Here is a 23,492-nt window from a genome sequence, read left to right as displayed (position 1 = left end):
CATTAACCTGCGAATCGTTTTAATAGTTTTATCGTATTAAAATGCATCCCCTCATGATAGAGAGTGTAGCTTAAGAATTCTCCTACCGTACTTAAAGTTAAACCACTGCCTGTTGTAAATGGATTGTTCACTGGTTCCTCTAAGCGATGATGTAAGGATTCCTGAATACGTTTGGGTTGCTCTGCTAGCATCGCAAGTAATACCTCAAGCGTCGGAGTTTCTTCGTTCCAATCGGCGGGTTTGGTACCATTAGCAAATAATCGAGTAAAGTTCTCAGGTAAGTGCATAGGCTCATCAGCAAAATGAAAGGCAAACCTCTCTTGAACCAAATAAATATGTCCCAAATTCCATCTCAAGTTGTTATTAAAACCTTCTGGAATAATATCTAGAGTGCTTTCTGATATTCCCTCCACAGCCTTGATTGTTAGTTGGCGTATAAATTCCAGTTGTTTGAACACGAACTCATTCATAGTATCCCTCATTCTTTTATTAGTGTGTGTCTAACCAAGTATCTCGTGAATCTAAGTTGATTGGAACATATATTTTTTATATTGTCCATTATCGCAGGAGAATCTTAGAATATTCTGATCTTCAGGGATACCTTCAAAATAAGCCCCAATACACCCCGTTGTACAACTGTGTCCAGACACGAGAATATTCACTTTTGTAGATCCATATTCACGTTCAAGGTTGTGCATAAAGGCAAACACTCTATTCATAAAGTTAGGGATTTCTTCAACGCCTTTATACACACTAGAATCAGGAACGACTCCGACCATTTTGACTTCACCTTTTAATAATCGGTCAGCTTCACCTAAATCAAAAACATCCAATCTCCGATCAATTATTGCGCTTGCACCCGTGGCGATCTCCGCTGTTTGAATAGCTCTTTCCTGTGGAGAGGAAAAAACATAATCGAATTTTATGTTTTTTAGATGATCTCTTAAACGTTCCGCTTGCTGGATCCCATATTCATTTAAGGGCAAACCGAGTCTTCCTTGAAGTCTTCCTTCTTTGTTCAAATCGGTTTGCCCGTGTCTAACCACGTAAAGCATGCTTTAACCTCCCCATTCTATGAAATAATTGTTACTTTTCCAAGGACTCCATCGTTGTAAAAATTCGTGTGTAGACATCCGCAATACTAGATTCATTCACTTTATCGTTGTATAACCCATAACCCCAATATTGAAATTCCTTATCCGATTGATAGTAGCCTGTGGCATAGGTATCTGATGAAAGATCTGGAGCGTCTTCATAAGACAGTTCTTCGTTTATAAAAGGGAGATATGATTTCGTAGTCTCTATGAAGAAAAAAGGAATCCCGGCATTTTTATATACCTTTGCGTATTTCTGAGTTGCAGCCTCACTTAGATACTCCTTCATAATGAAAATGGCGTCATAGTCGGGTGAAAGATCCTCTAGTTGCTTAAATGTTATTTGTTTGAAGTCCACATTTTTTTCTCTTACGTTCGGAGCGTCTCCTATAAGGCCAATTACTAGGCTTTTGCCTTCGTAGCGAGGTGTATCGACTGTATCTGAGTTGCAAGCCGTTACAATAAAGCAGATGAAAAAGAGGATCATTGAGATTTTCTTCATTACCGGAAACTCCTTTGAAGTTGTTTGTTCAAAAATCTATCTTCCGATCTGATTAATCACTAAGATCTATCGAACCACTGTCTCGCAGATCGCTTACTGTTTTATAAGCTATAAGTTTCCCTTCTGCATTAAATCCTTTGATCTCAAAAGAAGTGTAATCTGCCGAGGGGAGCAAGACGAACCAGATCCTGTTCTCAATGTTTAGGTCAGTCAATTTTGCTTCATAGTTACCTGTGTCCTTGCCCTTGATCTCGACGGTTACTTTGTTAATCGATGGATTAAGCACATCCCCGAACACTATCGGGAAAGGCGTTAAGATCCCTTCTACTTCAGGTATGCTCATGTAATTTAACGCAGCCTTAGTTTGTAAAGATCCACCGATGCCATATCCCCCACCCCAACCCCACTTCCAGCCGAGCCATGTTTTTCGAGCATACTCTACTTGAAGATCTTTTCCATCTTTTTGATAAAATCGCTTAATGAATAGAAGAATGCCCCCGTCTACAGGTTCTCGGTGAATGACTTGCATCGATGGATAATTTCGAAACTGTTGAACAGCGTCTTCAGGGGTCTTGCCTAAGGGGATTTGAATTATACCGTTTAGTCCCATATAGCGTGACATCCGCCAATCTGCTAATCCACCCGGTTTATCATTCACAAATATAAATGCGTAGAACAGAAGGGCAGAGGCCAAAATCACTCCGGAAGTCATCCATACCTTTCGTTTATTCTTGGTTCGTATTGGCATGCTCCGCCACCTCAATGTATGGGTATATTGCTTTCATGAACGCTCATGCACGGCTTCCGCGTAGTCCAGCCCCGACTTATAAACAACATAGGTTCCGGCCATCTTGTCGTGGAGCGCTTGGTTGCGGACCATGAAAATAATAAATAGCCCATCTATGATGAAGACACAGGTCATCAAGAAATTCAGCACAGTGATCTGGTCTGCCCCGTGGGAAGCAAAGGTGGTTATCACGGTAAAGAGAAAATTTATAATGTAAAACCCGTATCTGAGTAGCGCCTGAGTTATCGTTGGATAATTCCCGTTTGCATCAATAATTCTTGTTCTCAGCAGTAAACGGCCTGGGGTTCCCCCAAATTTAGAAACTAAATATACATAATAGACTATATAGACTAGCCAAGGGATAAGAATAGGTATTTCCGAATGCCACGTATTCACTAGAGATGTTGCCCATCGATTAAGTAGATAGATCGGACCTATAAGTATAGCCCCGTCAATTAGCGAAATCAGCAATCTTGGCCAAAAACCTACGAAGTCATCCTCAAGAAGTTGTTCAACTTTAGAACTATCCATGTGTGTCCTCCTGTTTCTTTTTCCATATTCAGATAAGCATTTATTCCATTATACCTAAGGATTGGTAATTGATGCACATTTTTATATGGATGTTCGCGGTTGGAACATGCAACAAATAACGGCCCGCCACTCTAAGGAGTGACAGGCCGTTTGTTTTGGCTGTTTACTGTTCCGGCTGCTTCAGCAGCTTAGTTTCTTCCTAGTTATCATATTCCTCTTGATTAATCAGCCCTCTAATAAAGGCTTCGAAATCCTGCGCCAGAAAAGTAATCCTTGGTTCATCATCTACCTCAACGTCAACATGAATGACGCAGGGTTCTCCATCCGGACCACATTCCCGATAATCTAGCATTACAGCATCATGCCCTGCAGACGGGCAGGAACAGACCACAATCCCAATGTTGGGATAACCCCACTCTTCGATCATAAAGCGGCTACCCAGATCATCCGAGTCGATACCCCACTGTCCGCCGAGGCCGCAAATTCCCGAGATCGCAATATGATCCTCAGACCAGGAAGTTGAGGTGAGCGTAGGAAAGCAGTCATTAAGCGGGCTGCCCCCGTTTTTATTAGTGATTAGTTCAATATAAGAGGACGGAAGCCTATAGCCCAGCAGCTGTTCCGCATTCAAGATGATTTCTGCCGTAACCGGGCCGGGACTAGTGAAATAATCCGAATCCTCCCAGAAGGTGGAGAGATCAAACCCTATCCAATGCCTATTGCCCATTTTGCTCATCCTTTCTTCTAACAGCAGCATTAATGAGAGTATGACTATTATACAGTTGCTTAGAATACTTGGTAGTTGTCATTTTCAGACGGGTCACATACTATTAGTAGATTAGGGATTAGAAGGGCACTTTCCTATCTAACGAACATATTCTCCTGCAAAAAGGAAGTGCGAATGAAAGATGGAAGAAGTCCAACATTATATACTGACGGTATGCTCAATTCTCATCGCAGCAGTAACTGTTTATTCAGTTTTTTGGCTATTAAGCGACATCTCCTCAAAATCTCCAAGAACCAGAGCCATGCGCACCAGCTTCGTCATTATTGTAGTCTGTGCAGGAGTTTGGTCGATGCATTTGCTAGGCATACTGTCACTTCAAGGGTATGGACTGGCTGAAGGGAATCTATTGTTTCCTTTGCTGGTATACGGTTTGACTTTGGTGATTGTGTTGTTCCTGTTCTATCGCTTGCGGATATTACAGGCGGAACGAGATCAACTGAAAGAGCTGGCTTATAAAGATGCTTTAACGGGCTTGTTGAATAAAAATGGCATGGATCACTTTTGGGACCATTGCAAGGAAAATGAACAGCTGGCCGTTCTATTCCTGGATCTAAACCGCTTTAAGGCGATCAATGACAGCCTGGGCCACCACGTAGGTGATTTGCTGCTGCAGGCAGTCGGAGGCAAGCTGAGCCAATTCTCCAGCAAAGGGAAGCGGCACATCTTCCGAGTGGGCGGTGATGAATTCGTGATTGTCGCCAAGCATTGCAGCCAAAAAGAAGCCGAGCAGCTTGCCTTGCGGATTCTGGAGAAAACGACTACCCAATACCAGTTGGAGCAGCATAATCTCTTTGTCTCGGCCAGTATAGGTATTACTATGAGTCATGGCAAGGTTGAGCGTTCCCGGTTACTTAAAGAAGCGGATACAGCCATGTACAGTGCCAAACAGCTGGGAACGGGTCGTTATACCGTTTATAAGCCACCTACTAGCGGCAGTTATGCCAGATGGTTTGACAACTTTAAGGCCAGATAAGGAACAATAGATGCAGGTGTATTATGCGCCTGAGGAGTGGAGCGTCTTCACTGTTTTTTTGCCTCCATTCATCAGGAGCAGACAGAGTAAAGCAATTAGCATGCTGGCCGCTGCACAGTAGAACAAAATAGAATAACCATGCAGATCAATCAGTAGGCCAAGTAAGGGAGGCGAACTGATTGCTGCAAGTGAAGATACCAGATAATACATCCCTGTTCGTGTGCCAATGCTCTCCTCAGTACCCGTTGCCACAATATAAGGGTAGGAATTGATATTAATACAGGCCCAGAACATTCCGCCAATCAGCAGCAAGCCCCGTAGGAACAACAAGTTTTGTGCAAACCCTACCAATGCGAACACAGTCATAAGACCGCATACACCGATGATTATGATTTTTTTCTTCCCGAAACGTCCACCTAGCCAGCCGCTCGGAATAGCGAACAGTACGAAAGCCAGCGAGAAGAAGGTTAGGGAGAAAGAGGCCGCTTTTTCACTTAGCCCGAGGTGATGTTTGCCGTAGAGAGTAAAGAGGGTCTCCACACCTTGATAAGCAACAAACCAGAAAAAAATCGCTGCCAAGAGAAGTACCGTTGTTCGGTCTAGCTGCTTCTTAAAGGAGATGTGGGAAGGCTTGACAGTTCTTGCGACACCTTCCTGATTCACGCCGTCCCGGCCTTCTTTAATGAAGTGTGAGACGATAAATAAGCATAAAAGAGTAATCAGACCCGCCACGATAAACGGCAGCGCCGGGTTAGAATCATAGAGGATGGAACCCACGCCATAAGCGAGGATCGAGCCAAATCCACCCATGAAATTAATCAACCCGTTAGCCTTCGTACGCTGAGCATCGGGGGTGATATCCGGCATTAAGGCGACTGTCGGCGAGCGGTACAGACTCATGGCCAAGTTCATCAGCATCATGAATAGCAGCAGCGTGAACAGACCAGTGTGAAACGGGATTAACAAGGTCAGCACAGCAGCCAAAGGCATTCCAATCATCAGATAAGGTATTCTGCGCCCGAAACGTGTGGTTGTGCGGTCACTGCGATTGCCGATCCACGGCTGCAGGAACAAGGCAAAGTAATTATCAATGGTCATCATGAAGCTGATCAGGGCCACACTATGCACATACTTTTCCAGGAAAAAGGGCACAAACGCGTTATACAGACTCCAAGTAATACTGATGCTGAAAAAGCCAAAGCCGAGCAGCCAGACCTTTTTCACCCCATTAGCCTCCTTGGGCAGCCAGCAGTTCGGCCAGCAGGTCCGGATAATCGGTAATAATGCCGGCCACGCCTGCAGCTATTAAGTATTTCATTCGCTCGGGTTCATTTACGGTAAAGGGATGATAGTCAATACCATGCTTAGTGGCTTCGGCGACGAATTCCGGCAGCACGGCATAATGCGTAGCGTGCAGCGCATCTGCTTTTAGTGAAGCTGCATAATCCCATGGACGATACAAACCTTCACCATATAAAATTCCGGTTAGAATATCCGGAGCAATAGATTTACAGTAAGCCAGGGAATAATGATTGAAGCTCGACAGGATGACCCGTTCACTCATGTGGAAGTCCCGCACAGTCGCGATGACCTTTTCCTCCATGCCGGGGTACAGGAAGAGACCGTTCTTAAGTTCAATATTCAGTATAGTGTCACGTCCCTGGAGCAGATCAAGCAAGTCCTCCAGAGTCGGGATTTTTTCACCATTGAATTCAGCTCCGAACCAAGATCCCGCATCTACCGCCAGCACTTCTTGAAGGGTCTTATCCTTTATATATCCGGTTCCGTCCGTAGTGCGGTTAAGCTCTTCATCGTGAATAAGCACGAGTCCGCCATCCTTGGTCATTTGCACATCGGTCTCAATGCCAGTTGCTCCAAGCGTAAGACTCTTGCGGAATGCCGCCATCGTATTCTCTGGACATACCGCCGACGCGCCGCGATGCGCAAAATTAATGATGTTATTCATTAGCTTACAATCCCTCCGCCTTATGATTTACATATGCCCTGCAGGTGCGGGCTACCTTATCCATATTCCACATAGAGCCAAGAAACCCTGTTCGGAAATACTGTAAGGGTACTACTTTTGAAAATTTAACCTAGCGTTAACAGGAGACATACATAAAGGAGTAATATCTCTGGGATATTGTTCCACTGAGCCAGTCGCCGCTTCCCACCACCACCCGCGTCCACTAACGCCACCAACTATTGCCACCCGCCCACCGCGCCCACCACCACTATTCAGTAGGAGGCAAGGGGTGAGCTTATAGAAGAAGAATCAGGGGTGAAATAGCGGGAAAAACTCCCTCTAATTTATCCCTACAAGCCTATATTACTTAAATAGAGGGAAATAATCCCTCTAAATACAGAGATATGACTGAAAAAAGAGGAGATCGAGAGAATTAGCGGGAGAAAATCCCGTTAAATCTAATTTTCGCCTGATTTCAGCTTAAATAAAGGGAGAAATTCCCGCTAAATGGCTGTGCGAGTGATCCAGTACCTGGCGCTAAAGTAGCGGCTTGTTATGGACAGTCCATGAATGGTCTAAGGATAGTCCATGAATGGTCTAAGGATAGTCCATGGATAGTCTATGGATAGTCTAAGGACAGTCCATGAATGGTCTAAGGATAGTCTATGAATGGTCTAAGGATGGTCTATGAATAGTCTAATGAATAATCTATTCCTGGCGCTAGCTTCAGCTTCTTAGTTCTATTGAATGAATCACTGTTTGAGCCATTCCAGCAATACAGCAACACTTTGCTCCGGCGATTGCTCTGCCGTACGTAGCGTAAGCTCTGGACCTTCCGGGATCTCGTAAGGATCAGAAATTCCGGTGAAGGAGGGAATCTCCCCGCGGCGGGCCTTGGCATACAGCCCTTTGACATCACGCTCCTCGCAGATCTGCAATGGGCAATCTACATAAACCTCCACGAACTGCGGTAGCTCTTGGCGGGCATACAGCCGCATATCCCGGTAGGGGCTGATGACCGATACAATCGTAATCACATCCTGCCGGTTCAGCAATCCGGCAATGTAGACTGCCCGGCGGATGTTCTCGAACCGGTCCTCGCGGCTGAAGCCGAGCCCCCGCCCGAGGTTACGCCGCAGCTCATCGCCGTCGAGCCATTCCACGGCCCTTCCCTGTTCGCGGAGCCTGTCTGCCAGCAGGGCCGCAATCGTTGATTTGCCTGCGCCGGATAATCCGGTCAGCCATAGGGTGAATCCTGAATTTGGGTTATTTATCATCGTTTAGAGTCTCCCATAGGGGGGATTCGCTCCAGCAAGCCAGAGCCGTAAATGTCCTGCAGCCCCAGTTGCGGCATATGAATATAACCAATATAACAGTCGCATAGCTGCATCCGGCAGCTGCGCTCAGCGGAGAGGCCCTCCAATCCATCGCGATAGAGGTTGCCGATGACGCCTCTATCCTTGTAGCAGCGTTTAACGAGTCCAGAGCCTTGTACATAGAATACATTACGGCCCGCATTACATATTTTGCCCAGGCTCTCATAGTCCATAGCATTAATAGCAAAGTGCGGATCGATGCTGCTTAGATAGGAAAGCTCATCTGACGTATAGTAATCTGGCTTATCCTTATAAGCATTCACCCATAAATAGACGTCTTCCGGCAGGGATGTGCGCAGTGAGGCTATAGCCGCAAAAGCACTGCGCAGGCCCACGCTGCCCACGCTAAACGGAATACCCCTCGCGTACAAAGTCATACATTGGGCTAAGAATTTATCTTCTTGTATTTGTCCTGGATGATAGGTAGCCCAAAAGGCCACCTTGTCGCGGTCCAGCGCTTCGGTGAAATTTAAGTCCGCCGATAGATTAGTCTGGATCGCCACCTTATCCACATGTTCCATGTTAGAGAGTGCGATCAGGGCATCTTTGTACCAACGGTGAATAAGCCCTTCACCATAGGGGTTGAAGAAAATAGACAGCCGATGGCCCGCCGCCCCCTGTGCTCCGATCCACTCTACGAAGGTTTCCAATCCAACACGGTCCTTGGCGAGGGTGGCTGCACTGTCCCTTGTTTTGCCGAAGGGGCAATAGGGGCAATCATAATTGCAGGAGGTGAGAGAGCCGCGGTAATAGAGAACCGCCTTCATGGCAAGACGAACCTTTCCATTTGCTCCCGAATCTCACCCGAAATAAACCAGTCGCCGATAGAGTCAGAGTAGCCCATGCCCTCAGCGGTTAGGGTTAGCACGCCGTCTTCCTCCTTGCCAAGCTCAGCTTGCAGCAGTAGGGACAACTCAGGATAATCGCTCCACAGTGAGCATCCGAAGCGCTCACTGTAACTGGAAAGCTGCAGCCCCTCGCTATGCAAAATAGCCTTCAGAATAAAGCGGCGCTGCTGCTCTTTAAGGCTCAGTACAATCCCGTAGTCTGCCGTATCATAACGTTCTGCCGCTACATAATCGGCGATAATGCTCTCCGTTGCTTTGCGGCTGACCCCGTAACGGGAAGCATAATGGACGCTGCGTGTATAGGATCTGGCTCCACAGCCTAGCCCGACCATGCCTTCTTCCTGGCAGCTGTAATTGAGAATGGATTTGTCTGATCCTGCCGCTTCTTTCGCGAAGCGGCGCATGGAGTATTGGCGGTAGCCGCGTCCGATGAGCAGTTCTCGGGCTGCTGTGTAGCAATGAAGGCGAATATCATCCTGGCGATGCATATCTCCGGGCTTAACAATTGTATGCTCGCGAGTGTAGAGCGGATAAATAAAAATTTCCTCCGGTTCATAGGAAAGAGCCTGATTCAGTGAATAGAGCCAGGAGTCCACCCTTTGTCCAGGGAGCCCGTAGATCAGATCCAGATTGAGGATCGGGAAATCGTATTTCCCCAACAGCTCCAGCGCGCGATAGACCTCGTCCGGATTCTGTGGGCGGTATATGGCTGCAGCTTCTGCGGCTACAAAGCTCTGAATACCCATACTGACCCTGTCCACTGAGGCTTCTTTAAGAATCATCAGCTTTCCATCCGTCAGGGTCTCGGGAGAGGCTTCGACCGAAATCGAAGCAACGCTCGTATCCAGTCCCATAATATCCACAGCTATGGTGAACAAGCGGCGCAGCTGTTCTTCGGCCAGCAGAGTGGGCGTGCCGCCGCCGATAGCGAAGCGGGCATAAGGCTTATGCCTGGTGAACGTTGCCCATTGCTTCGCCTGCCGCTCCAGCGCATCCACATAACGAGTGTGGACATCGGCGCGTTTGTCGGGCAGCGTGAACAGATTGCAGAAGCCGCAGCGTGCGCCGCAGAAAGGAATATGCATATATAGGAAAAAAGCTTCCGCAGGCTCGTCCGCCCATAGCTCCTTCAAGGGGACTGGAGGCTGCAGGTCGCGGTAGGCTGTTTTATGGGGATAGGAATATAGATAAGAGCGGTAAGGGTAAGCGGCAATATTCTCCTTCCATTGCAAAAGCTCCTCGGCAGAGAGGGAGTGCTTCCCATCGTTGTGGAGGAGTAGGTGATCGAGTGGTAAAGTCATAGCTGTTCTCCTTCCTGTTACAATGTGAATTCACGGTAAGGAACGTTCCACACCGTCTCGTGTGCGAGCCGATGCCCCTGATAGCCATCTTCGCCGTAAGCCGTTCCATGATCGGAAAAAGCGAGACAAAAAACCGGATTCCCCCGCTCTCGGAAGGCTGCGAATAATCGTCCCAGCTCGCCGTCGACATAACGGAGTGCGGCGCGCTGGCTGTCCACGGAATCCTTGCGGGCCCCCGGCAGAAAATAATGGTTTGGTCCGTGCATGGCCGAAACATTGAGGAACATGAATAACCTTTGCTCGTGCGACGTGTCCTTGAGCAGCTTCAAATCATGATTCACCTGATGCTCCGTGGAGCGCGGATTAGTGACGCCAAACGTCATCCGCCAGTAGCTGTGTTGGAAATAGCTGGGCAGCACACGGGCGAGCGGTACTTTTTTGCTGAAAAAAATAACGCCACCGATACAAACCGTACGATAGCCCGCGCCAGCAAGCCCGGACACCAAATCCGGCGTATCGAACAGCCAGGTGTGGGGATGAGTCTTCATTCCAGTGTTCCTTGAATGAAAGAGCCGGACATGCTCCGACTTGTCCGTTGTTGCCGGAGTCGGCAGGAAACCGCCGAAGAAGGCATGGTGCGCGGCATAGGTGAAGCTGCCTGGGGTATGGCGTTTCTCCCAAGGTCCGCCACCACACAGGTTGGGACAATTCGCCTCCTCCAGCACAGCCACATCATACCGCAAGGTATCCAGTGTGATCATCAGAATGTCATGGGTGCCAACAATGCAGTTCATATCTGTCATGCTGAACCTTCCTTTGCGACCGGTGGTGTAGGAGGTTTGGCGATATAGTCTCTGGCGAACAACACCTTCATTTCCCATTCGTATGTGCTGCAGCCGTGGTATTTAACCTCGTACAGCAAGTCGCCAAACGGGTTGACATCAACTACGAAGCAACGCTGTGAACTCCCGGATACAAGCACATCTATACCGGCAATACCTGAGCTCGGGAAAGCGGCTAATGCCTGCACGGCTGTATCCCGCACCTGCTCCTGAATCTGCTCCGACAGTCCGGCTTCTGCTGGAGACATCCGCTGGCTGCGCAAATGCAGATTCGTAATCGGAGTGCTGCTTACCCGGGCGATGGAGTGGCAGGCCTCTCCGTATACGACAAGCTGGCGGATATCGAACGACCGTCCACCATGCCCCGATTTGGGTATCCATTGCTCCGCATAGGCTCCATGACGATAGAGCCAATCAATAATGCCCGAGATGGTTGTTGTATCGGTATACCGCCGCAGCTTGCCCGAGTTATAGTAAATGGGAGGACGTGTGATGTAATGCTCTACTCCAACCGTAGTTAAGGCGACTTCAGCACCTGTTACGGGATTGATCTGGTAGGCAATAAGACCGGAAGCTGCTGAACCGCAGGCCAGCTTAATAAATATGCGATGCATTCGCTCGCTCAGCATACTCTCACGCAGAGAAGCATAATCTGTGGGTTTCTTCTTCTCCCCCAAAGGTCGGGGGATGGGGATGCCCGCCTCTGCCAGAATCTGCTGTGTCCGGCGTTTATCCGTCATGTTCGCAATATCTGTGGGGTGGTTTAACCACAAAGAGCCCGGGTATGCTTCGGTCGCTTCCTGTTTCAGCCTTGCCAGCATGCGGCAGTAGCCGCGGAACCACTGGGATGGATGATGCAGCACACCTTGCAAATCCTTTAGTTTCCCTGCTGCCTTGACGCTCAGGGGATGGGGATCAGGATGATTTCCGTATGGATGCAGCGAATCGTCCATATCTTCGGCATCCGGTGCGCCTAACATGATCAAGGCGCGCTCGATCTCGAAGCTGCCGCCAGGAGATTCCAGCCGCAGCAGCGGGGGAGCGGTGCGGAGGTCAACACGGGCATCATCAGGCAAGGAAAGAGATAGCTCCGCTAGTGATTGTCCCGCCAGCAATCCGGCATACGGAATAATAATGGCTGGCGGTAGCCCAAGATTGCGTCTAGCCTCCTGAATACCGCCAGTCCGCTTGTCCCCGGGATTGCCTATAACGATTAGCGTCCGCAAGGGGGCATCACTCTGTGATGGACGGATAGCGCCAGTCATCCCCATCCTCGCTTTCCTGCTTGTCGCTGACATCGACAGGCAATCCACTTTTCCGCCAGCGTTCAATCATCTCATCAGACATGTAATGGTGGCTCAGGTTCAGCGCCTTCAGTCCTTTAATTCTAGCACTTGCCAGCAGCGCCTCGGCGCCTTTGTCGCTCAAAGTGCCCAGAGACAAATCCAGTGTCTCCAGCTGGTTCAGAACAGGGGCATCCGCTAACGCTGCAGCAATTTCATCTTGTATTTCACTATTTTTTAATCCTAGATAGGTGAGTTTAGGGAACTTCCCAGGCTGAATGATGGGGAAAATATCATCTACGCTTCCATCGAAACCGTAATTATCGACACCAAGATACAGCTCCAGCTTGCGCAGATTGGGCAAACGCCCTGTAGCAATATTACCCAGAACACCTTTGCCGAGTCCGCCGCTAATGATAATCAACTCTTCAAGCTTATCATGGTGCAGCTGGTTGAGACTCAGCTCATTCCCGCCCTGAATGGTGAGCGATTGAAGTTCGGGGAAAGCGGGGAAGAGCGCAGACAGATCGCTTTGTGTAATCCACGAAATTTCACATTCCTCAAAGCTCATCTCACCGATGAACAGCTTGCGCAGAGCCGGGAAGCTTGCACTGTATTTAACCAACGCATCCACAACTTCTTCTGAACTATTCTCGTAGGCTTGTCCCCAGTCGCCAATGATCAGGCTGCTTACGGAAGTACTTTCAGGGCTGCTGCTTAACTTCTCAATCTCTGTGCCAATCCTTTGACCATCTTCGAATTCGTCATAGCCAATCCCAAGCTTCACTTCAGTCATGGATCTTCCCTCCCGGAATATTTTGACTTTGAAGATACCCTATCATTTGGAAGTAGGGTAGTCAAATTAGAATTAGAAGGAGGGGCTATTTAAAGATTCCAGTGCCGAAACCGCCAGCTTGGCAAAATATTGTGCAGTCGGCAGCAGCGCAGCCTCATCCACATCAAACTGCGGGTGATGGTGTCCGAATGCACCTCCTGTTCCGATATTTACGAACGCTCCCCGAATCTGCTGTAAATAAAATGCGAAATCCTCACCGCCCATTTGGGGCTCCAAATTCTGAGTTTCAAGCCCAAGCTTGGCTGCTGTTTCTGTGGCGAACTCTGCCCAGTATTCATCATTTACTGTAGCAGGAGGGCCGGGAATCCAGTTCAGCTCTGCTTGTACTCCTGCTGCTGCTGCAATACCTTCGATAATTTGGGTGATTTGCTGCGGAACAACAGCACGGATAGTTTCGTTATGCGTCCGTACCGTTCCTTCCAATTCTACAAACCCAGGCAACACATTCCAGGTGTTGCCACCATTGATTCTAGTCACGCTAACCACCAAGGATTCGGATGCACGGGTGAGGCGGCTGGCGATGGTCTGCAGGGAGGTGATAATCTGTGCAGCGGTCACAATCGTATCCTGCCCACGTTCAGGCTGTGCCGCATGCGCTCCCTTGCCGCGTATGGTAATGATGAACCGGTCCACTCCGGCGGTGAGTGCGCCGCTCCGTGTACCAAAGGAACAAACAGATAAATCGGGATTGTTGTGGATGCCGAATATAGCGGAGACTCCACTGAGTCCCCCAGATTCTAATAGGGCTTTGGCTCCATGGCCTGTTTCTTCAGCGGGCTGGAACAGCACGCGCACCGTACCGGGGAGTTCTGCTTCGCGGGCTTTTAGCAAATAGGCCGCTCCAAGCATGCTTGCGGTATGGAAGTCATGACCGCAAGCATGCATCTTGCCGGGAATGACGGAAGCAAAGGGCAGCCCCGTCTCTTCTTCAATCGGCAGGGCATCAATATCCGCACGGATTGCAACGATGGAGCCGCGGCCGTTGCCAATCTCGGCAATCAGGCCTGTCGCCAGTGGCAAGTCAAGAATTCTGATATTGGCAGCAGTTAACCAACTCCGTAATTTCGCTGTCGTCCGGAATTCCTCATTCGATAGCTCGGGCTCTTGGTGAAGCTCACGGCGGACCTGAACCAATCGCTCCGTGAGGTATTGTTCATTATCAATTAATGAAGTTAATGGCGTCTGTGGCATGATGGTCCTTCCTCGCTTTCTGTACTTTTATATAAATATAACAGTATTCCGATTAGATTATACGGTTTCATGCTACCTGTATGTTGGACCATCTGTCAATGCGCTAGTTAACTATGAAAATGAATGTGAGGAATTTCAGCAAAAAAGCATAAATATCATTGACGTTTCATTTTTAAACATGCTATTATACGACTCAATTCATTTATTTAACTATTCCGATGAATAAAGTGTGTATTAGATTGGAAAAGGGGTGAAGCGGATGGGAGACTGGTCTAAGCAAGAACGTTTTGCGGCTTTATTGTCGGGTGAACGTGCAGATCGGCCCATTGTCAGCGGTTGGCGTCATTTTTTGGATAAAGAGGGGAATGCCAAGGACTTGGCAGATATCACCGTAGCTTATACGAAGCAATTTCAGTTGGATTGGGTCAAGATTAACCCCCGCGCTACTTATTATGCGGAAGCCTGGGGCAATACCTATGATTGTGAGGATTATCAATCCGTATTTCCCAAGCAGACCCGAGCGGTCATTGAGAAACCGCAGGATGTTTGGGACATTCAAGTGCAGCAAGCTGCAAATGCTGCCCCACTCGCCGAACAGCTAGAGGCCGTAAGTCTGATTCGTCAGGGATTGCCGGATACACCGCTGGTCCAGACGATTTTTTCACCATTGACTGTGTTGCTGTTTCTGGCGGGTCAATCGGCTTATGTAACAGATACCATCTATGGCAGTAATCAGCCCGTGCCGATTCGGACGTTATTGACGGAGCAAAGGGCGGGAGTTCATCATGCGCTGCACGCGATTGCCTTAACCTTGGCTAATTATGTACAGGAGCTTGGGAAGCGGGGGATGGATGGCATTTTTTACGCGGTAACAGGCACGGCTCACCCGGATATGTTTACGGAAACAGCCTTTAATGAATTCTCACGGCCCTATGATGCTATTGTGCTGGAGGCTGCGGATTACGGAAAAAGGATTCTGCACACCTGCGGAGCTAAGTCCCATCCGGAACGGTTCAATGATTATCCGATCGAGGGCATCAGTTGGGACATGGGGGCCTCAGGAAATCCGGGGCTGAATGCTGAGCTTAAGCCAACTAAGGTTGGCGGTGTGGATCACGCGTTATTTGCAGGCAATGAGTTCGGACGTATTCGTTCACAAGCTGAATTTGCCTTGCGGATTATGGCAGACGAGCCATTTATATTATCACCTAATTGCGCAATTCCAGTCACCGTACAAGATCAGTCTTTACATGCATTACATGATTCCATCTATGAAAAGGGGCTTAACTAATGAAAATCAAGAAATTAGCGGCAGTCGTATTAATAGGAATGTCTGTGGTGCTAGGCGCTTGCGGCGACAAAGAGACGGCCGGGGCAGATAAGAAGGATATCGTAGTAGGCTTTGGCGTAGGTACCTATGAGGAACAGTTCCGCCAGGGTATTCTGCCGATTCTGGAGAAAGAAGGTTATAAAATCGATATCAAAACCTTCTCCCAGAACATGCAGGTCAATCCTGCCATGAAGGAGGGCTCCATTGACGCCAGCATATTCCAAAGTACGGCGTATATGGAAGGGATCAATAAAGAGCTGAATACAGATATGACCGTGCTGAATTTTGTGCCAAGTGCGCCGCAGGGTCTTTATTCTGAGAAACATAAGTCGCTTAATGAAGTAAAAGATGGATCTGTCATTGCTCTTCCGAATGATCCTGTTAATCAGGAGCGTGCAGTGCGTATCCTCGAAGATTTAGGTTGGGTGAAGGTAAAAGCGGACGCTGGAACGACAGACTTCAACCTGAGCAGTGTGGAGCCGGATAAGTATAATCTGAAGCTGGAGGTTCTGGATTCGGCTCAAATTCTGGTGTCACTAGCTGACGTCGATTATGGGATCGTGAACGGCAATTACATCGCGAATGCCAAGCGGAAGATTACTGAAGCGCTCAAGATTGAGAATACGCCGGAGCAGCACCGTGTCACGGTAACGATCAACAAAGCGGACCTTAATACCCAGTGGGCCAAGGATTTGAAGGCTGCCTATGAATCTAAAGAATTTGAAGATTATATTCATGCCACAGAGAAATACGATGGATTCATTCTGCCAGATGCCTGGGCTAATAACTAAATACATGTCAAGACTCTAAGAGCTAAGGAGGCACTAATCTATATGGCGGCAAAAAAAATTCATTTCATCGGTGGCGGTCAGATGGCGGAAGCGATCATCCGTGCCAATATCAGCAAGGGTATAAATGAGGCCGCACAGTTTAGCGTGGCGGATATTAACGAGGAACGGATCACCTTTTTGAGTGAAACTTATGGGATTGAGGCTGCTTTTTCGCAAGAAGAGGCACTTGCCACAGCTGATCTGATTATCCTTGCGATTCGACCACAGGATGATCTGGCTGGCGTAGGTGAAGCCATTTCCCAATATGCGGGCAGCGGCACTGCCGTGCTGTCTGTCGTGGCCGGGGTAACCATTCAGACGCTTGGCGGATATGTCGGCGGGCAAGAGCGGCCTATTATTAGGGTCATTCCGAATACATTAACAGATACTGGTCTTGGCTATAGCGGGGCGGCTTTGAATGTCTATGCGCGAAAGGAGCATGTAGATGATTTCCTAAATGGCTTTGGAAAGGTGCAGTATCTGGAAGAATCGTTGATTGATATATTTACGGGTTACGGAGTCGCGGGACCCAATTATGTCTATTATTTTATAGAATCATTGGCGGATGCTGGAGTGCTGGCGGGGCTGCCGCGGGAGCAGGCTTGGCAGGTTGCCCTGGAGAATGTTGCAGGTGCGGTCGCGATGCTGCGGCATAGCGGATTACATCCACGCCAGCTGCTGGATATTAACAATTCACCGGGCGGGGTGGGTATTCATGCATTCTATGAGCTGAATAATAGTGACTTTGCGGCAGGACTGCAGCGCAGCGTGAAGGCTGCCGTGAAGCGCACCACGGAACTGGGGCAGGTTCGCTCATGAGTATACTTCAATGGGATCATACCGTGCATTATGTCAACGATCTTGAGCAGGCCATAACGGCATTCAAGAATAATGGCCTCACTGCATTCCCCGGAGGATCGCATAAGCTGTGGGGTACCCACAACGCTCTCAGTTATTTCGGATTGAATTATATTGAGTTTCTGGCGATTGAGGATCGGGAGCTGGCTGAGTCTTCGGATACGGCAAACCTCGTGGTTAAGGATGCCGTGAATCTGTTGCCTGAGGTTGAGGCCTTCAGTAGAGTTGCAATCCGCACAGATAATATTGAAGAGACCGCTGCTTCCTTGAAACAGCAGGGACTGAAATTGTCACCTATTATGTACGGCAAACGCTTGAATGTACAGGGGCAGTGGATTGAATGGCGGATGCTGACCGTTGGCGGAAATTTTCAAGGGCTGATCTATCCATTCTTTATCCAATGGAAGGGAAGCGATGATGAGCGGCTGGCAGAGCTAAAGGAAACGGGAATAATTACACCCCATCCTGCCGGAGAGATTACAGTCCAACAGGCGATCTTCTCTGTATCTGACCCCGCCGCCACTGCGGCTCATTGGGGGCAGGTCTTCGGCTTATCTGCGATTGCTGCTTCATCTCCATCTCCATCTGATGGGCAAGGCTCTGTGGCACTTGCCATTGGCGACAAGAATTTTGTATTTCAGCAAGGAGATAAGCAGCAACTGACACAGCTGGTTCTCAGTAGTGAAAGCCCGAGCTTACAGGGGCGGACGATCATTATTGGTGAAGGCGAATATGTGTTTACCTAATGTTCACACGATAACTTATCCTTATATTTCTCGAAGAAACGGAGGCCGCCTCTTTCAGAGGATGGTAAAGCCGTTTCTTCTTGTGTCTACCAATACTTGGAGTTCAGGGTTATTGGAAGGCCAGATTATAGGCTACCTTTTTAGCTTTCTCCGTAGTCAGTGGAGTATAAGTGAATGTCAGCACATCTCCAACTCGTTTGGTTAGAACCAGCATTTTGGGGAGGACATAAGGATCACTGCCGTCTGCCGTTTTCCATTCTTTCCAATCCTCGCTGCTAATCAGCTTTGCGCTAAGATTTGTGCCTACACCCGTCTTCGTATTAATTGCGTATAGATGCGCGGTGGTAAGCGAACGTATCAGCACCACATCAGCTGCGGCATATTCCACTGTAAATTCATCTTTCAGTCCAGTGATTTTCTCCAGCTCATACAGCTTGCCAAGACTGCCATCCCCATTAATATACTGTACATTTAAACCATCAGTCATGAACAATTGTGTGGTGGCCAGTTGGGGAGCATGCTGATAGGAAGAGTTGCTGAAGTGATAATCCATCTGCTTCAGGATAGTCCCGCTATGGATCAGCGCCTGATACCCGTTGCTGAAATCGTTAAACATGGCATAATGCTTTTCACTGAGCAGCAGCAGATCTGTTCCCTTACCGGCGTCCGTAATAACAAGCCCATAAGAATACGCCGAAGGTTTCAGTGGCAGGCTGCCCATTCGCTGCGGCTTTCCCGTAACGGATGCCCGATAGTAGAGATCACCGTTTTTTTGCGAGACCCAATAGGTCCGACCCTGGGCAGAGGCTGTAACATATCTCGGCTCATCCACAATATTCAGAGTACTGCTGCTTTTGTCGTATACGATTGTGCCACCTAGCGCGACTACCCCGGATACGAGGGGAATATACATACCTCCCTTGATAATACGTGTGGGCTTCGCTAGCGCTGACGCCGCTCCGTTCACCTTTAACGACTTGGAACCGGTTATGAAGCCGATCTCGCGCTCTGGAGAAATCAGCTTCGCTGTTTTGGAAGCCTGGTCCCAGGATAACGTGTACCCCATTGCTGCTGCCAGTGACTTCAGGGGAACCATTGTTGTTCCCTCCACAATTACTTTGCTGCTGCTTAGACCGGTATCATTATAATTCAATAAAATACGGCTATCCTGTGCAGCAGATACTGTACCTACACTTAAAGTGAATGTCGCAGCGAGCAGACCTAGCACGAGTGTCCATTTTTTCATTTGCGTATCTCTCCTTGGTAGGCTTTTTTCCTTCACTTGTATCTAGACTGCATTTTATGGGAAAAGTTGCAAAAAAATATGGGTTGTACTGGATTCAACTAGACTTCGTTTCGCTCAGAGCCTATCATAGAAATCATTATGATCCCACTATATGAAGGCAGAAGGAAGCGATTATTTTGAAATATTGTCTGGAATGCGGAACAGAGCTGATTATGAAAGAGTGCGAGGGGGAAGGACAGATCCCGTTTTGTAAATCCTGCGGAATGTTCAGGTTCCCAATCTTTAGTACGGCAATGAGTACAGCGGTATTGAATAAGGACAAGAATAAGATTCTATTAATTCAACAGTACAACCGGCAAGACTACATACTGCTCGCAGGTTACGTGAATAAAGGTGAAGATGCTGAAGCTACGCTCATTCGCGAGGTGAAGGAAGAGGTAGGGCTTAACGTTATAGCCTATGAATATATGCGGAGCCTTTATTTTGAGCCTTCCAATACGCTGATGTTAAATTTTATTAGTATTGTGGATTCGGAGGATTTGAGTCAGATCAGCGCTGAAGTGGATCATGCGACATGGTTTACTTTTGCTGAAGCGGCAGAAGCGATCAAAAAAAGCAGCCTGGCGGAAACCTTCCTGCTGGCGATTATTGAGAAGCTGACTCCTGAGAGTTGATAGTGAAGCACCACAGTCAGGACGGAAGGAGCTGTTCTAAAGGGATGAAAATCTATGATTTCACCAAAGAAGCCGGGAAGTCGATTGAAGCATTTGGCAGCCAACAGCTTATCATGTCGCGAATACTGTCAGAATCGTATTCTGCGCATGTAGGGTGTATGCACCTAGGTGAAAAAGGGGTCATTGGATGGCATCAGGCTCCTGTCGCGCAGCTGTTTCTGGTCGTAAATGGGGAAGGCTGGGTAAGAGCAGGCCAAACAGCAGAGGTTCCAATCAGCGTGGGTTATGCAGCTTACTGGACCCAGGGAGAGTGGCATGAGACCCGTACAGATCAAGGATTAATAGCGATTATCATCGAAAGCCAGCATTTGGACATTACAGCAATACTACGTAGCTGAACTTAAGGCACTAGCCAAGAAGAAGGCATTTCCGTTTCATTGCAAAAAGTGCAGTAGAAACGTTCTTATTGGTCCTGAACAAGGATTCTATTGTATTTCTTACAGTAGAATACGACAGATTTTTTGAAATGGGGAGTTTCTCCTTCGTTTGATTACACGAAATACACTATTAGGAGTGATATGACTTTAGGAGGTCGTTTCTTCTTGGTGAATTGAATTATTTGTGGTATGAATTCGAGGAGGGAACAGATATGGGTTACATCAGCGAACTGCGGAAGATGGTCGGGACAAGACCGATAATTATGTCCGGGGTAGCGGTATTAGTGTTCAACGACAAACGGGAGCTGCTGCTGCAGCGACGTGCCGATTCGGGTGACTGGGGCACGATTGGCGGAGGCATGGAGCTTGGTGAATCTTTTGAAGAGACGGCCCACCGGGAACTGCATGAAGAGAGTGGACTCATCTGCAAGGAAGTGATTCTCAAAGCTGTATTGTCGGGTAAAGATATGTATTACCGTTATCCCAACGGAGACGAGGTATATAATGCGATAATGCTGTATGAGGCGATAGGAGTAGAGGGAGAGCCGTTCCTGAATGACGATGAAGGGCTGGAGCTGAAGTTCTTCTCGTTGGCTCAACCAATAGACAATATGAATCAGGCTTCCTATATGATCCTGTCCAAGTCAGGATGCATTCAATGGTGAGATACATACATTCGGATTTCTTAACGTGAACTAATGTATAGACCGAGCTCTTAAGTATGGGCTATGATTTGCCCGAATGCTTTCGAAGCCAGTTTTGCGAAGAAATATCAAGAAGTTAATGCTAACAAAACTAAGTGTCTGCTTTCGAAGCCAGTTTTGCGAAGAATATCAAGAAGTTAATGCTAACAAAACTTTTAGGGGGATACTTAACATGATCGTAGATACTTTAGATCACTTGTTGGAGAATGAGAGTGCTTATGGAGATAAGATTCAACGAGGGCTGCAATTTCTGAAGAACACGGATTTCACCGGACAGGCCGCTGGACGTCATGCTGTAGATGAAGAGATGTTCTACTTCATTAACGAATATGAGACCAAGGAGGCTACGGATTGCTTCTGGGAAGCGCATCGAGTGAACCTGGATCTGCATTATATCCTTGAAGGAACTGAGCGGATCGGCTACTCTGCTATTGAGCGTCTTCATGTAAGGGATGAGTACAGCACTGAGAAGGATGCAGTGTTCTTCACTGGAGAGGTGGAATCGGCAGTGGCTGCAAGCCCGGGCGATCTTGTGATCTGTTATCCGCAGGATGGGCATATGACGGGCATTGAAGCGAAGCAGAAGGAAGCTGTGCGTAAGGTAGTCTTGAAGATCAAGATCTAAGGCGTGATTGAATTATAATTACCGAAAGAAACCTCTCTATGGGTAGTGGTGGGTAGCTCCACTTATTCATGGAGAGGTTTCTTTGCGTTAGTGGACAACCATTTTTTGGTAGTGATTCACACATCTATGCAAATATGAAAGCATGGGTCATATCTTATTGGAAGCGGATTCATGAAGATGGATTTATACCAACACGATGTAAAAGGAGTGAGCCCAAGGAGCATGGAACTCTTGGTTCGATGCGAACAGCAACCCGAATGTGGCAGCAGGAGTAGGGATGAATCAGAATTCCTCACAAGCGATGGTGACTCCCTATCGATCCGGGCTGCGGTTACCATCGTTGCCTCGATACCTAGATTGGTAGTCTATCCGTTTAGGCAAAAGTATTTTGTAGTCGGCCAGAATGTAGGGATTGTTAAGGAGTAATCACGCTACTACTTATTACGGAATGGGAAGGTTGTCTGTTAAATGATCCTATCCTCAATTGTTTATGCTAACCCGCTTCTCCCTGGCTTCTATCCTGATTCCGTAGTGAAGGAATGTCATATGGGATAATGATGGCTGTTCAGTATGACCGACAAGATGTATTTGACCGGCTGTGGCGCTGTCCGGCAATTACCGCATCTGGTGTCCAACCGATCATTATGTGAGAGAATAGGGACGTAGCTCTTGCCAAGACTACGAAGTTGGATGCTAGAGCGGATCTATAGTTAAGGAGGAATAAAGGATGTTATTAGAGGTTATTGCTACTACAGTGAGTGATGCGATTATAGCCGAGCGTTATGGCGCTGATCGGATTGAACTGATTACAGGGATTAGTGAAGGTGGTTTGACGCCCAGTCTAGGCCTCATTGAAGAGGTGCGGGAGAAAGTCTCCATTCCAGTTAGGGTTATGATCAGACCCCATGCACGGTCATTCGTATATGATGCAGCTGATATGGAAACGATGCAACGTGATATCCGCCATATCCGTTCCGTGGGAGGCTTGTCTCTTGTGTTGGGAATCCTTCGCCACGACCGTACGGTAGCTGAGGATTTGTTAGGCCAACTGCTGGAGACAGCAGACGGTATGGAGGTTACTTTCCATCGGGCATTCGATGAGGTACAAGATCAATTCGAGGCCCTTAAATTATTGGCGCGATATCCGCAAATTACGGATATTCTAACATCCGGTGCACGTCCTACTGCTCCAGAGGGGAGAGAGCGGATTGCGGCCCTGGAACATCGGACCTCAGAGCAGTCCATATCTATTTTAGCGGGCAGTGGCTTATCTATAAAGGGACTTAGCGAATTTATTAGCGACACGGGAGTGAGACGGGTACATTTCGGTTCAGCTGTCAGAGAAGAGGGAAATCCGCTGAAGCCTATTGACCCTGTACGGCTGAAGGCAGTTCGTACGCTTTTGAATTCATTTATTTTTTAACTTTTTTAATTGAACGGTTAAACTATCGATTTGTTTTTGCATACTCAACATTTTTTTCTCTTGGTCTCTTTGACCTTGTTGATCCTGATTATTCTCGGCGTTGGTGATTTCTTCCAAGGCAAGTGTGGCTGCAATCGTAGCTATAACATCGCCTAATGTCGTAATAACTCCAGCAATAATAGCAAGCTTCGCGGCATAGTTTTCTGGATAATTAGTAGGTATTTTGCCCTCATAAACAGTTCTTTGTTTCTTTTTATCCAAGTAGTTAGCCTCCTTACTACA

Annotated in this window: 27 protein-coding genes and 2 pseudogenes; 12 read left to right on the top strand and 17 right to left on the bottom strand. The window is 47.8% G+C overall.

Translation table 11 applies throughout. The features are described 5' to 3' along the window. Positions 1–2 precede the first annotated feature (2 nt). The 6 genes from H1230_RS26925 to H1230_RS26900 all read right to left on the bottom strand — a co-directional run bounded on the left by H1230_RS26925 (position 3) and on the right by H1230_RS26900 (position 3,641). Positions 3–470 carry a DinB family protein gene (locus H1230_RS26925; RefSeq protein ID WP_239712880.1) on the bottom strand — a complete coding sequence of 156 codons (468 nt, stop codon included), beginning with the start codon at positions 468–470 and terminating at the stop codon, positions 3–5. Positions 471–521: 51 nt separating this feature from the next. Beyond that, positions 522–1,055: a histidine phosphatase family protein gene (locus tag H1230_RS26920; RefSeq protein ID WP_239712879.1), complete on the bottom strand. Its 534-nt coding sequence runs from the start codon at positions 1,053–1,055 to the stop codon at positions 522–524. A gap of 31 nt (positions 1,056–1,086) precedes the next feature. Further along, positions 1,087–1,596, bottom strand: a complete 510-nt coding sequence (locus H1230_RS26915) for a hypothetical protein (RefSeq protein ID WP_239712878.1) — start codon at positions 1,594–1,596, stop codon at positions 1,087–1,089. 52 nt (positions 1,597–1,648) lie between these two features. Continuing rightward, entirely contained in the window at positions 1,649–2,344 is a 696-nt protein-coding gene (locus tag H1230_RS26910) for a hypothetical protein (RefSeq protein ID WP_239712877.1), read from the bottom strand. A gap of 33 nt (positions 2,345–2,377) precedes the next feature. Further along, complete coding sequence (locus H1230_RS26905; RefSeq protein ID WP_239712876.1) at positions 2,378–2,914, bottom strand: RDD family protein; 537 nt, start codon at positions 2,912–2,914, stop codon at positions 2,378–2,380. A 199-nt stretch (positions 2,915–3,113) separates the two neighbouring features. Next, positions 3,114–3,641 carry an SMI1/KNR4 family protein gene (locus H1230_RS26900; RefSeq protein ID WP_239712875.1) on the bottom strand — a complete coding sequence of 176 codons (528 nt, stop codon included), beginning with the start codon at positions 3,639–3,641 and terminating at the stop codon, positions 3,114–3,116. Positions 3,642–3,822: 181 nt separating this feature from the next. Between H1230_RS26900 and H1230_RS26895 the strand changes: the two genes are divergently transcribed. Then, positions 3,823–4,674, top strand: coding sequence for a GGDEF domain-containing protein (locus tag H1230_RS26895; protein WP_239712874.1), 852 nt, complete (start codon positions 3,823–3,825; stop codon positions 4,672–4,674). Positions 4,675–4,695: 21 nt separating this feature from the next. Here the strand turns inward: H1230_RS26895 and H1230_RS26890 are convergent, their stop codons facing one another. The 9 genes from H1230_RS26890 to H1230_RS26850 all read right to left on the bottom strand — a co-directional run bounded on the left by H1230_RS26890 (position 4,696) and on the right by H1230_RS26850 (position 14,337). Continuing rightward, complete coding sequence (locus tag H1230_RS26890) at positions 4,696–5,898, bottom strand: SLC45 family MFS transporter (RefSeq protein ID WP_239712873.1); 1,203 nt, start codon at positions 5,896–5,898, stop codon at positions 4,696–4,698. A gap of 4 nt (positions 5,899–5,902) precedes the next feature. After that, positions 5,903–6,640: a glycerophosphodiester phosphodiesterase gene (locus tag H1230_RS26885; RefSeq protein ID WP_239712872.1), complete on the bottom strand. Its 738-nt coding sequence runs from the start codon at positions 6,638–6,640 to the stop codon at positions 5,903–5,905. Between the two features lie 752 nt (positions 6,641–7,392). Next, complete coding sequence (gene cysC / locus H1230_RS26880) at positions 7,393–7,917, bottom strand: adenylyl-sulfate kinase (RefSeq protein WP_239712871.1); 525 nt, start codon at positions 7,915–7,917, stop codon at positions 7,393–7,395. After that, positions 7,914–8,783, bottom strand: a complete 870-nt coding sequence (locus H1230_RS26875) for an STM4011 family radical SAM protein (RefSeq protein ID WP_239712870.1) — start codon at positions 8,781–8,783, stop codon at positions 7,914–7,916. Before H1230_RS26875 ends, cysC begins: the two co-directional genes overlap by 4 nt. Next, complete coding sequence (locus H1230_RS26870; RefSeq protein ID WP_239712869.1) at positions 8,780–10,165, bottom strand: STM4012 family radical SAM protein; 1,386 nt, start codon at positions 10,163–10,165, stop codon at positions 8,780–8,782. Before H1230_RS26870 ends, H1230_RS26875 begins: the two co-directional genes overlap by 4 nt. 17 nt (positions 10,166–10,182) lie before the next feature. After that, complete coding sequence (locus H1230_RS26865) at positions 10,183–10,968, bottom strand: STM4013/SEN3800 family hydrolase (protein WP_239712868.1); 786 nt, start codon at positions 10,966–10,968, stop codon at positions 10,183–10,185. Further along, complete coding sequence (locus H1230_RS26860) at positions 10,965–12,278, bottom strand: STM4014 family protein (RefSeq protein ID WP_239712867.1); 1,314 nt, start codon at positions 12,276–12,278, stop codon at positions 10,965–10,967. The genes H1230_RS26865 and H1230_RS26860 overlap by 4 nt, the downstream gene beginning before the upstream one ends. Then, positions 12,241–13,086 carry an STM4015 family protein gene (locus H1230_RS26855; RefSeq protein ID WP_239712866.1) on the bottom strand — a complete coding sequence of 282 codons (846 nt, stop codon included), beginning with the start codon at positions 13,084–13,086 and terminating at the stop codon, positions 12,241–12,243. Before H1230_RS26855 ends, H1230_RS26860 begins: the two co-directional genes overlap by 38 nt. Positions 13,087–13,158: 72 nt before the next feature. Beyond that, positions 13,159–14,337 (bottom strand): amidohydrolase, encoded by a 1,179-nt coding sequence (locus H1230_RS26850; RefSeq protein ID WP_275590988.1) that lies wholly within the window; start codon positions 14,335–14,337, stop codon positions 13,159–13,161. 259 nt (positions 14,338–14,596) lie between these two features. On the opposite strand from H1230_RS26850, the gene H1230_RS26845 reads away from it, so the two are divergent. Genes H1230_RS26845 through H1230_RS26830 form a run of 4 tightly spaced genes read left to right on the top strand, consistent with a single transcriptional unit; the run spans position 14,597 to position 18,101 of the window. Beyond that, a complete protein-coding gene (locus H1230_RS26845; protein ID WP_239712865.1) occupies positions 14,597–15,628 on the top strand; it encodes a uroporphyrinogen decarboxylase family protein in 1,032 nt (343 codons plus the stop codon). Next, positions 15,628–16,458 (top strand): MetQ/NlpA family ABC transporter substrate-binding protein, encoded by an 831-nt coding sequence (locus H1230_RS26840; protein ID WP_345773378.1) that lies wholly within the window; start codon positions 15,628–15,630, stop codon positions 16,456–16,458. Before H1230_RS26845 ends, H1230_RS26840 begins: the two co-directional genes overlap by 1 nt. 42 nt (positions 16,459–16,500) lie before the next feature. After that, positions 16,501–17,316, top strand: a complete 816-nt coding sequence (locus H1230_RS26835) for a pyrroline-5-carboxylate reductase family protein (protein WP_239712864.1) — start codon at positions 16,501–16,503, stop codon at positions 17,314–17,316. Further along, positions 17,313–18,101, top strand: coding sequence for a VOC family protein (locus H1230_RS26830; protein WP_239712863.1), 789 nt, complete (start codon positions 17,313–17,315; stop codon positions 18,099–18,101). Before H1230_RS26835 ends, H1230_RS26830 begins: the two co-directional genes overlap by 4 nt. 109 nt (positions 18,102–18,210) lie before the next feature. Here the strand turns inward: H1230_RS26830 and H1230_RS26825 are convergent, their stop codons facing one another. Next, positions 18,211–19,347 (bottom strand): copper amine oxidase N-terminal domain-containing protein, encoded by a 1,137-nt coding sequence (locus tag H1230_RS26825; RefSeq protein ID WP_239712862.1) that lies wholly within the window; start codon positions 19,345–19,347, stop codon positions 18,211–18,213. A 176-nt stretch (positions 19,348–19,523) separates the two neighbouring features. Between H1230_RS26825 and H1230_RS26820 the strand changes: the two genes are divergently transcribed. The 7 genes and pseudogenes from H1230_RS26820 to H1230_RS26795 all read left to right on the top strand — a co-directional run bounded on the left by H1230_RS26820 (position 19,524) and on the right by H1230_RS26795 (position 23,210). Continuing rightward, positions 19,524–20,021, top strand: a complete 498-nt coding sequence (locus H1230_RS26820) for an NUDIX domain-containing protein (protein ID WP_239712861.1) — start codon at positions 19,524–19,526, stop codon at positions 20,019–20,021. A gap of 44 nt (positions 20,022–20,065) precedes the next feature. Continuing rightward, positions 20,066–20,419 (top strand): cupin, encoded by a 354-nt coding sequence (locus H1230_RS26815; RefSeq protein ID WP_239712860.1) that lies wholly within the window; start codon positions 20,066–20,068, stop codon positions 20,417–20,419. Between the two features lie 251 nt (positions 20,420–20,670). Then, positions 20,671–21,123, top strand: coding sequence for an NUDIX hydrolase (locus H1230_RS26810; protein ID WP_239712859.1), 453 nt, complete (start codon positions 20,671–20,673; stop codon positions 21,121–21,123). 211 nt (positions 21,124–21,334) lie between these two features. Beyond that, positions 21,335–21,787 carry a NanQ anomerase/TabA/YiaL family protein gene (locus H1230_RS26805; protein WP_239712858.1) on the top strand — a complete coding sequence of 151 codons (453 nt, stop codon included), beginning with the start codon at positions 21,335–21,337 and terminating at the stop codon, positions 21,785–21,787. A gap of 211 nt (positions 21,788–21,998) precedes the next feature. Next, positions 21,999–22,213 (top strand): annotated as a pseudogene (locus tag H1230_RS26800) (carbohydrate ABC transporter permease); the annotation flags it as partial. Between the two features lie 101 nt (positions 22,214–22,314). Further along, positions 22,315–22,392 (top strand): annotated as a pseudogene (locus H1230_RS31780) (glycosyl hydrolase family 8); the annotation flags it as partial. Positions 22,393–22,514: 122 nt separating this feature from the next. Continuing rightward, positions 22,515–23,210 (top strand): copper homeostasis protein CutC, encoded by a 696-nt coding sequence (locus H1230_RS26795; RefSeq protein WP_239712857.1) that lies wholly within the window; start codon positions 22,515–22,517, stop codon positions 23,208–23,210. Here H1230_RS26795 and H1230_RS26790 read toward each other — a convergent pair. Then, entirely contained in the window at positions 23,196–23,471 is a 276-nt protein-coding gene (locus H1230_RS26790) for a hypothetical protein (protein WP_239712856.1), read from the bottom strand. The two genes, H1230_RS26795 and H1230_RS26790, sit on opposite strands and share 15 nt — an antisense overlap. Positions 23,472–23,492 lie beyond the last annotated feature (21 nt).

It is taken from the genome of Paenibacillus sp. 19GGS1-52, from assembly GCF_022369515.1.
Lineage (GTDB): Bacteria > Bacillota > Bacilli > Paenibacillales > Paenibacillaceae > Paenibacillus_AQ.
The sequence above is the reverse complement of the archived record's forward strand: the minus strand, read 5'-3'. Positions and strand labels throughout refer to the sequence as shown.

Coding starts and splice junctions, on each gene's coding strand:
- H1230_RS26925 (WP_239712880.1), bottom strand. CDS start 470: ATGAATGAGTTCGTGTTCAAACAACTGGAATTTATACGCCAACTAACA.
- H1230_RS26920 (WP_239712879.1), bottom strand. CDS start 1,055: ATGCTTTACGTGGTTAGACACGGGCAAACCGATTTGAACAAAGAAGGA.
- H1230_RS26915 (WP_239712878.1), bottom strand. CDS start 1,596: ATGAAGAAAATCTCAATGATCCTCTTTTTCATCTGCTTTATTGTAACG.
- H1230_RS26910 (WP_239712877.1), bottom strand. CDS start 2,344: ATGCCAATACGAACCAAGAATAAACGAAAGGTATGGATGACTTCCGGA.
- H1230_RS26905 (WP_239712876.1), bottom strand. CDS start 2,914: ATGGATAGTTCTAAAGTTGAACAACTTCTTGAGGATGACTTCGTAGGT.
- H1230_RS26900 (WP_239712875.1), bottom strand. CDS start 3,641: ATGGGCAATAGGCATTGGATAGGGTTTGATCTCTCCACCTTCTGGGAG.
- H1230_RS26895 (WP_239712874.1), top strand. CDS start 3,823: ATGGAAGAAGTCCAACATTATATACTGACGGTATGCTCAATTCTCATC.
- H1230_RS26885 (WP_239712872.1), bottom strand. CDS start 6,640: ATGAATAACATCATTAATTTTGCGCATCGCGGCGCGTCGGCGGTATGT.
- cysC (WP_239712871.1), bottom strand. CDS start 7,917: ATGATAAATAACCCAAATTCAGGATTCACCCTATGGCTGACCGGATTA.
- H1230_RS26875 (WP_239712870.1), bottom strand. CDS start 8,783: ATGAAGGCGGTTCTCTATTACCGCGGCTCTCTCACCTCCTGCAATTAT.
- H1230_RS26870 (WP_239712869.1), bottom strand. CDS start 10,165: ATGACTTTACCACTCGATCACCTACTCCTCCACAACGATGGGAAGCAC.
- H1230_RS26865 (WP_239712868.1), bottom strand. CDS start 10,968: ATGACAGATATGAACTGCATTGTTGGCACCCATGACATTCTGATGATC.
- H1230_RS26860 (WP_239712867.1), bottom strand. CDS start 12,278: ATGGGGATGACTGGCGCTATCCGTCCATCACAGAGTGATGCCCCCTTG.
- H1230_RS26855 (WP_239712866.1), bottom strand. CDS start 13,086: ATGACTGAAGTGAAGCTTGGGATTGGCTATGACGAATTCGAAGATGGT.
- H1230_RS26850 (WP_275590988.1), bottom strand. CDS start 14,337: ATGCCACAGACGCCATTAACTTCATTAATTGATAATGAACAATACCTC.
- H1230_RS26845 (WP_239712865.1), top strand. CDS start 14,597: ATGGGAGACTGGTCTAAGCAAGAACGTTTTGCGGCTTTATTGTCGGGT.
- H1230_RS26840 (WP_345773378.1), top strand. CDS start 15,628: ATGAAAATCAAGAAATTAGCGGCAGTCGTATTAATAGGAATGTCTGTG.
- H1230_RS26835 (WP_239712864.1), top strand. CDS start 16,501: ATGGCGGCAAAAAAAATTCATTTCATCGGTGGCGGTCAGATGGCGGAA.
- H1230_RS26830 (WP_239712863.1), top strand. CDS start 17,313: ATGAGTATACTTCAATGGGATCATACCGTGCATTATGTCAACGATCTT.
- H1230_RS26825 (WP_239712862.1), bottom strand. CDS start 19,347: ATGAAAAAATGGACACTCGTGCTAGGTCTGCTCGCTGCGACATTCACT.
- H1230_RS26815 (WP_239712860.1), top strand. CDS start 20,066: ATGAAAATCTATGATTTCACCAAAGAAGCCGGGAAGTCGATTGAAGCA.
- H1230_RS26810 (WP_239712859.1), top strand. CDS start 20,671: ATGGGTTACATCAGCGAACTGCGGAAGATGGTCGGGACAAGACCGATA.
- H1230_RS26805 (WP_239712858.1), top strand. CDS start 21,335: ATGATCGTAGATACTTTAGATCACTTGTTGGAGAATGAGAGTGCTTAT.
- H1230_RS26795 (WP_239712857.1), top strand. CDS start 22,515: ATGTTATTAGAGGTTATTGCTACTACAGTGAGTGATGCGATTATAGCC.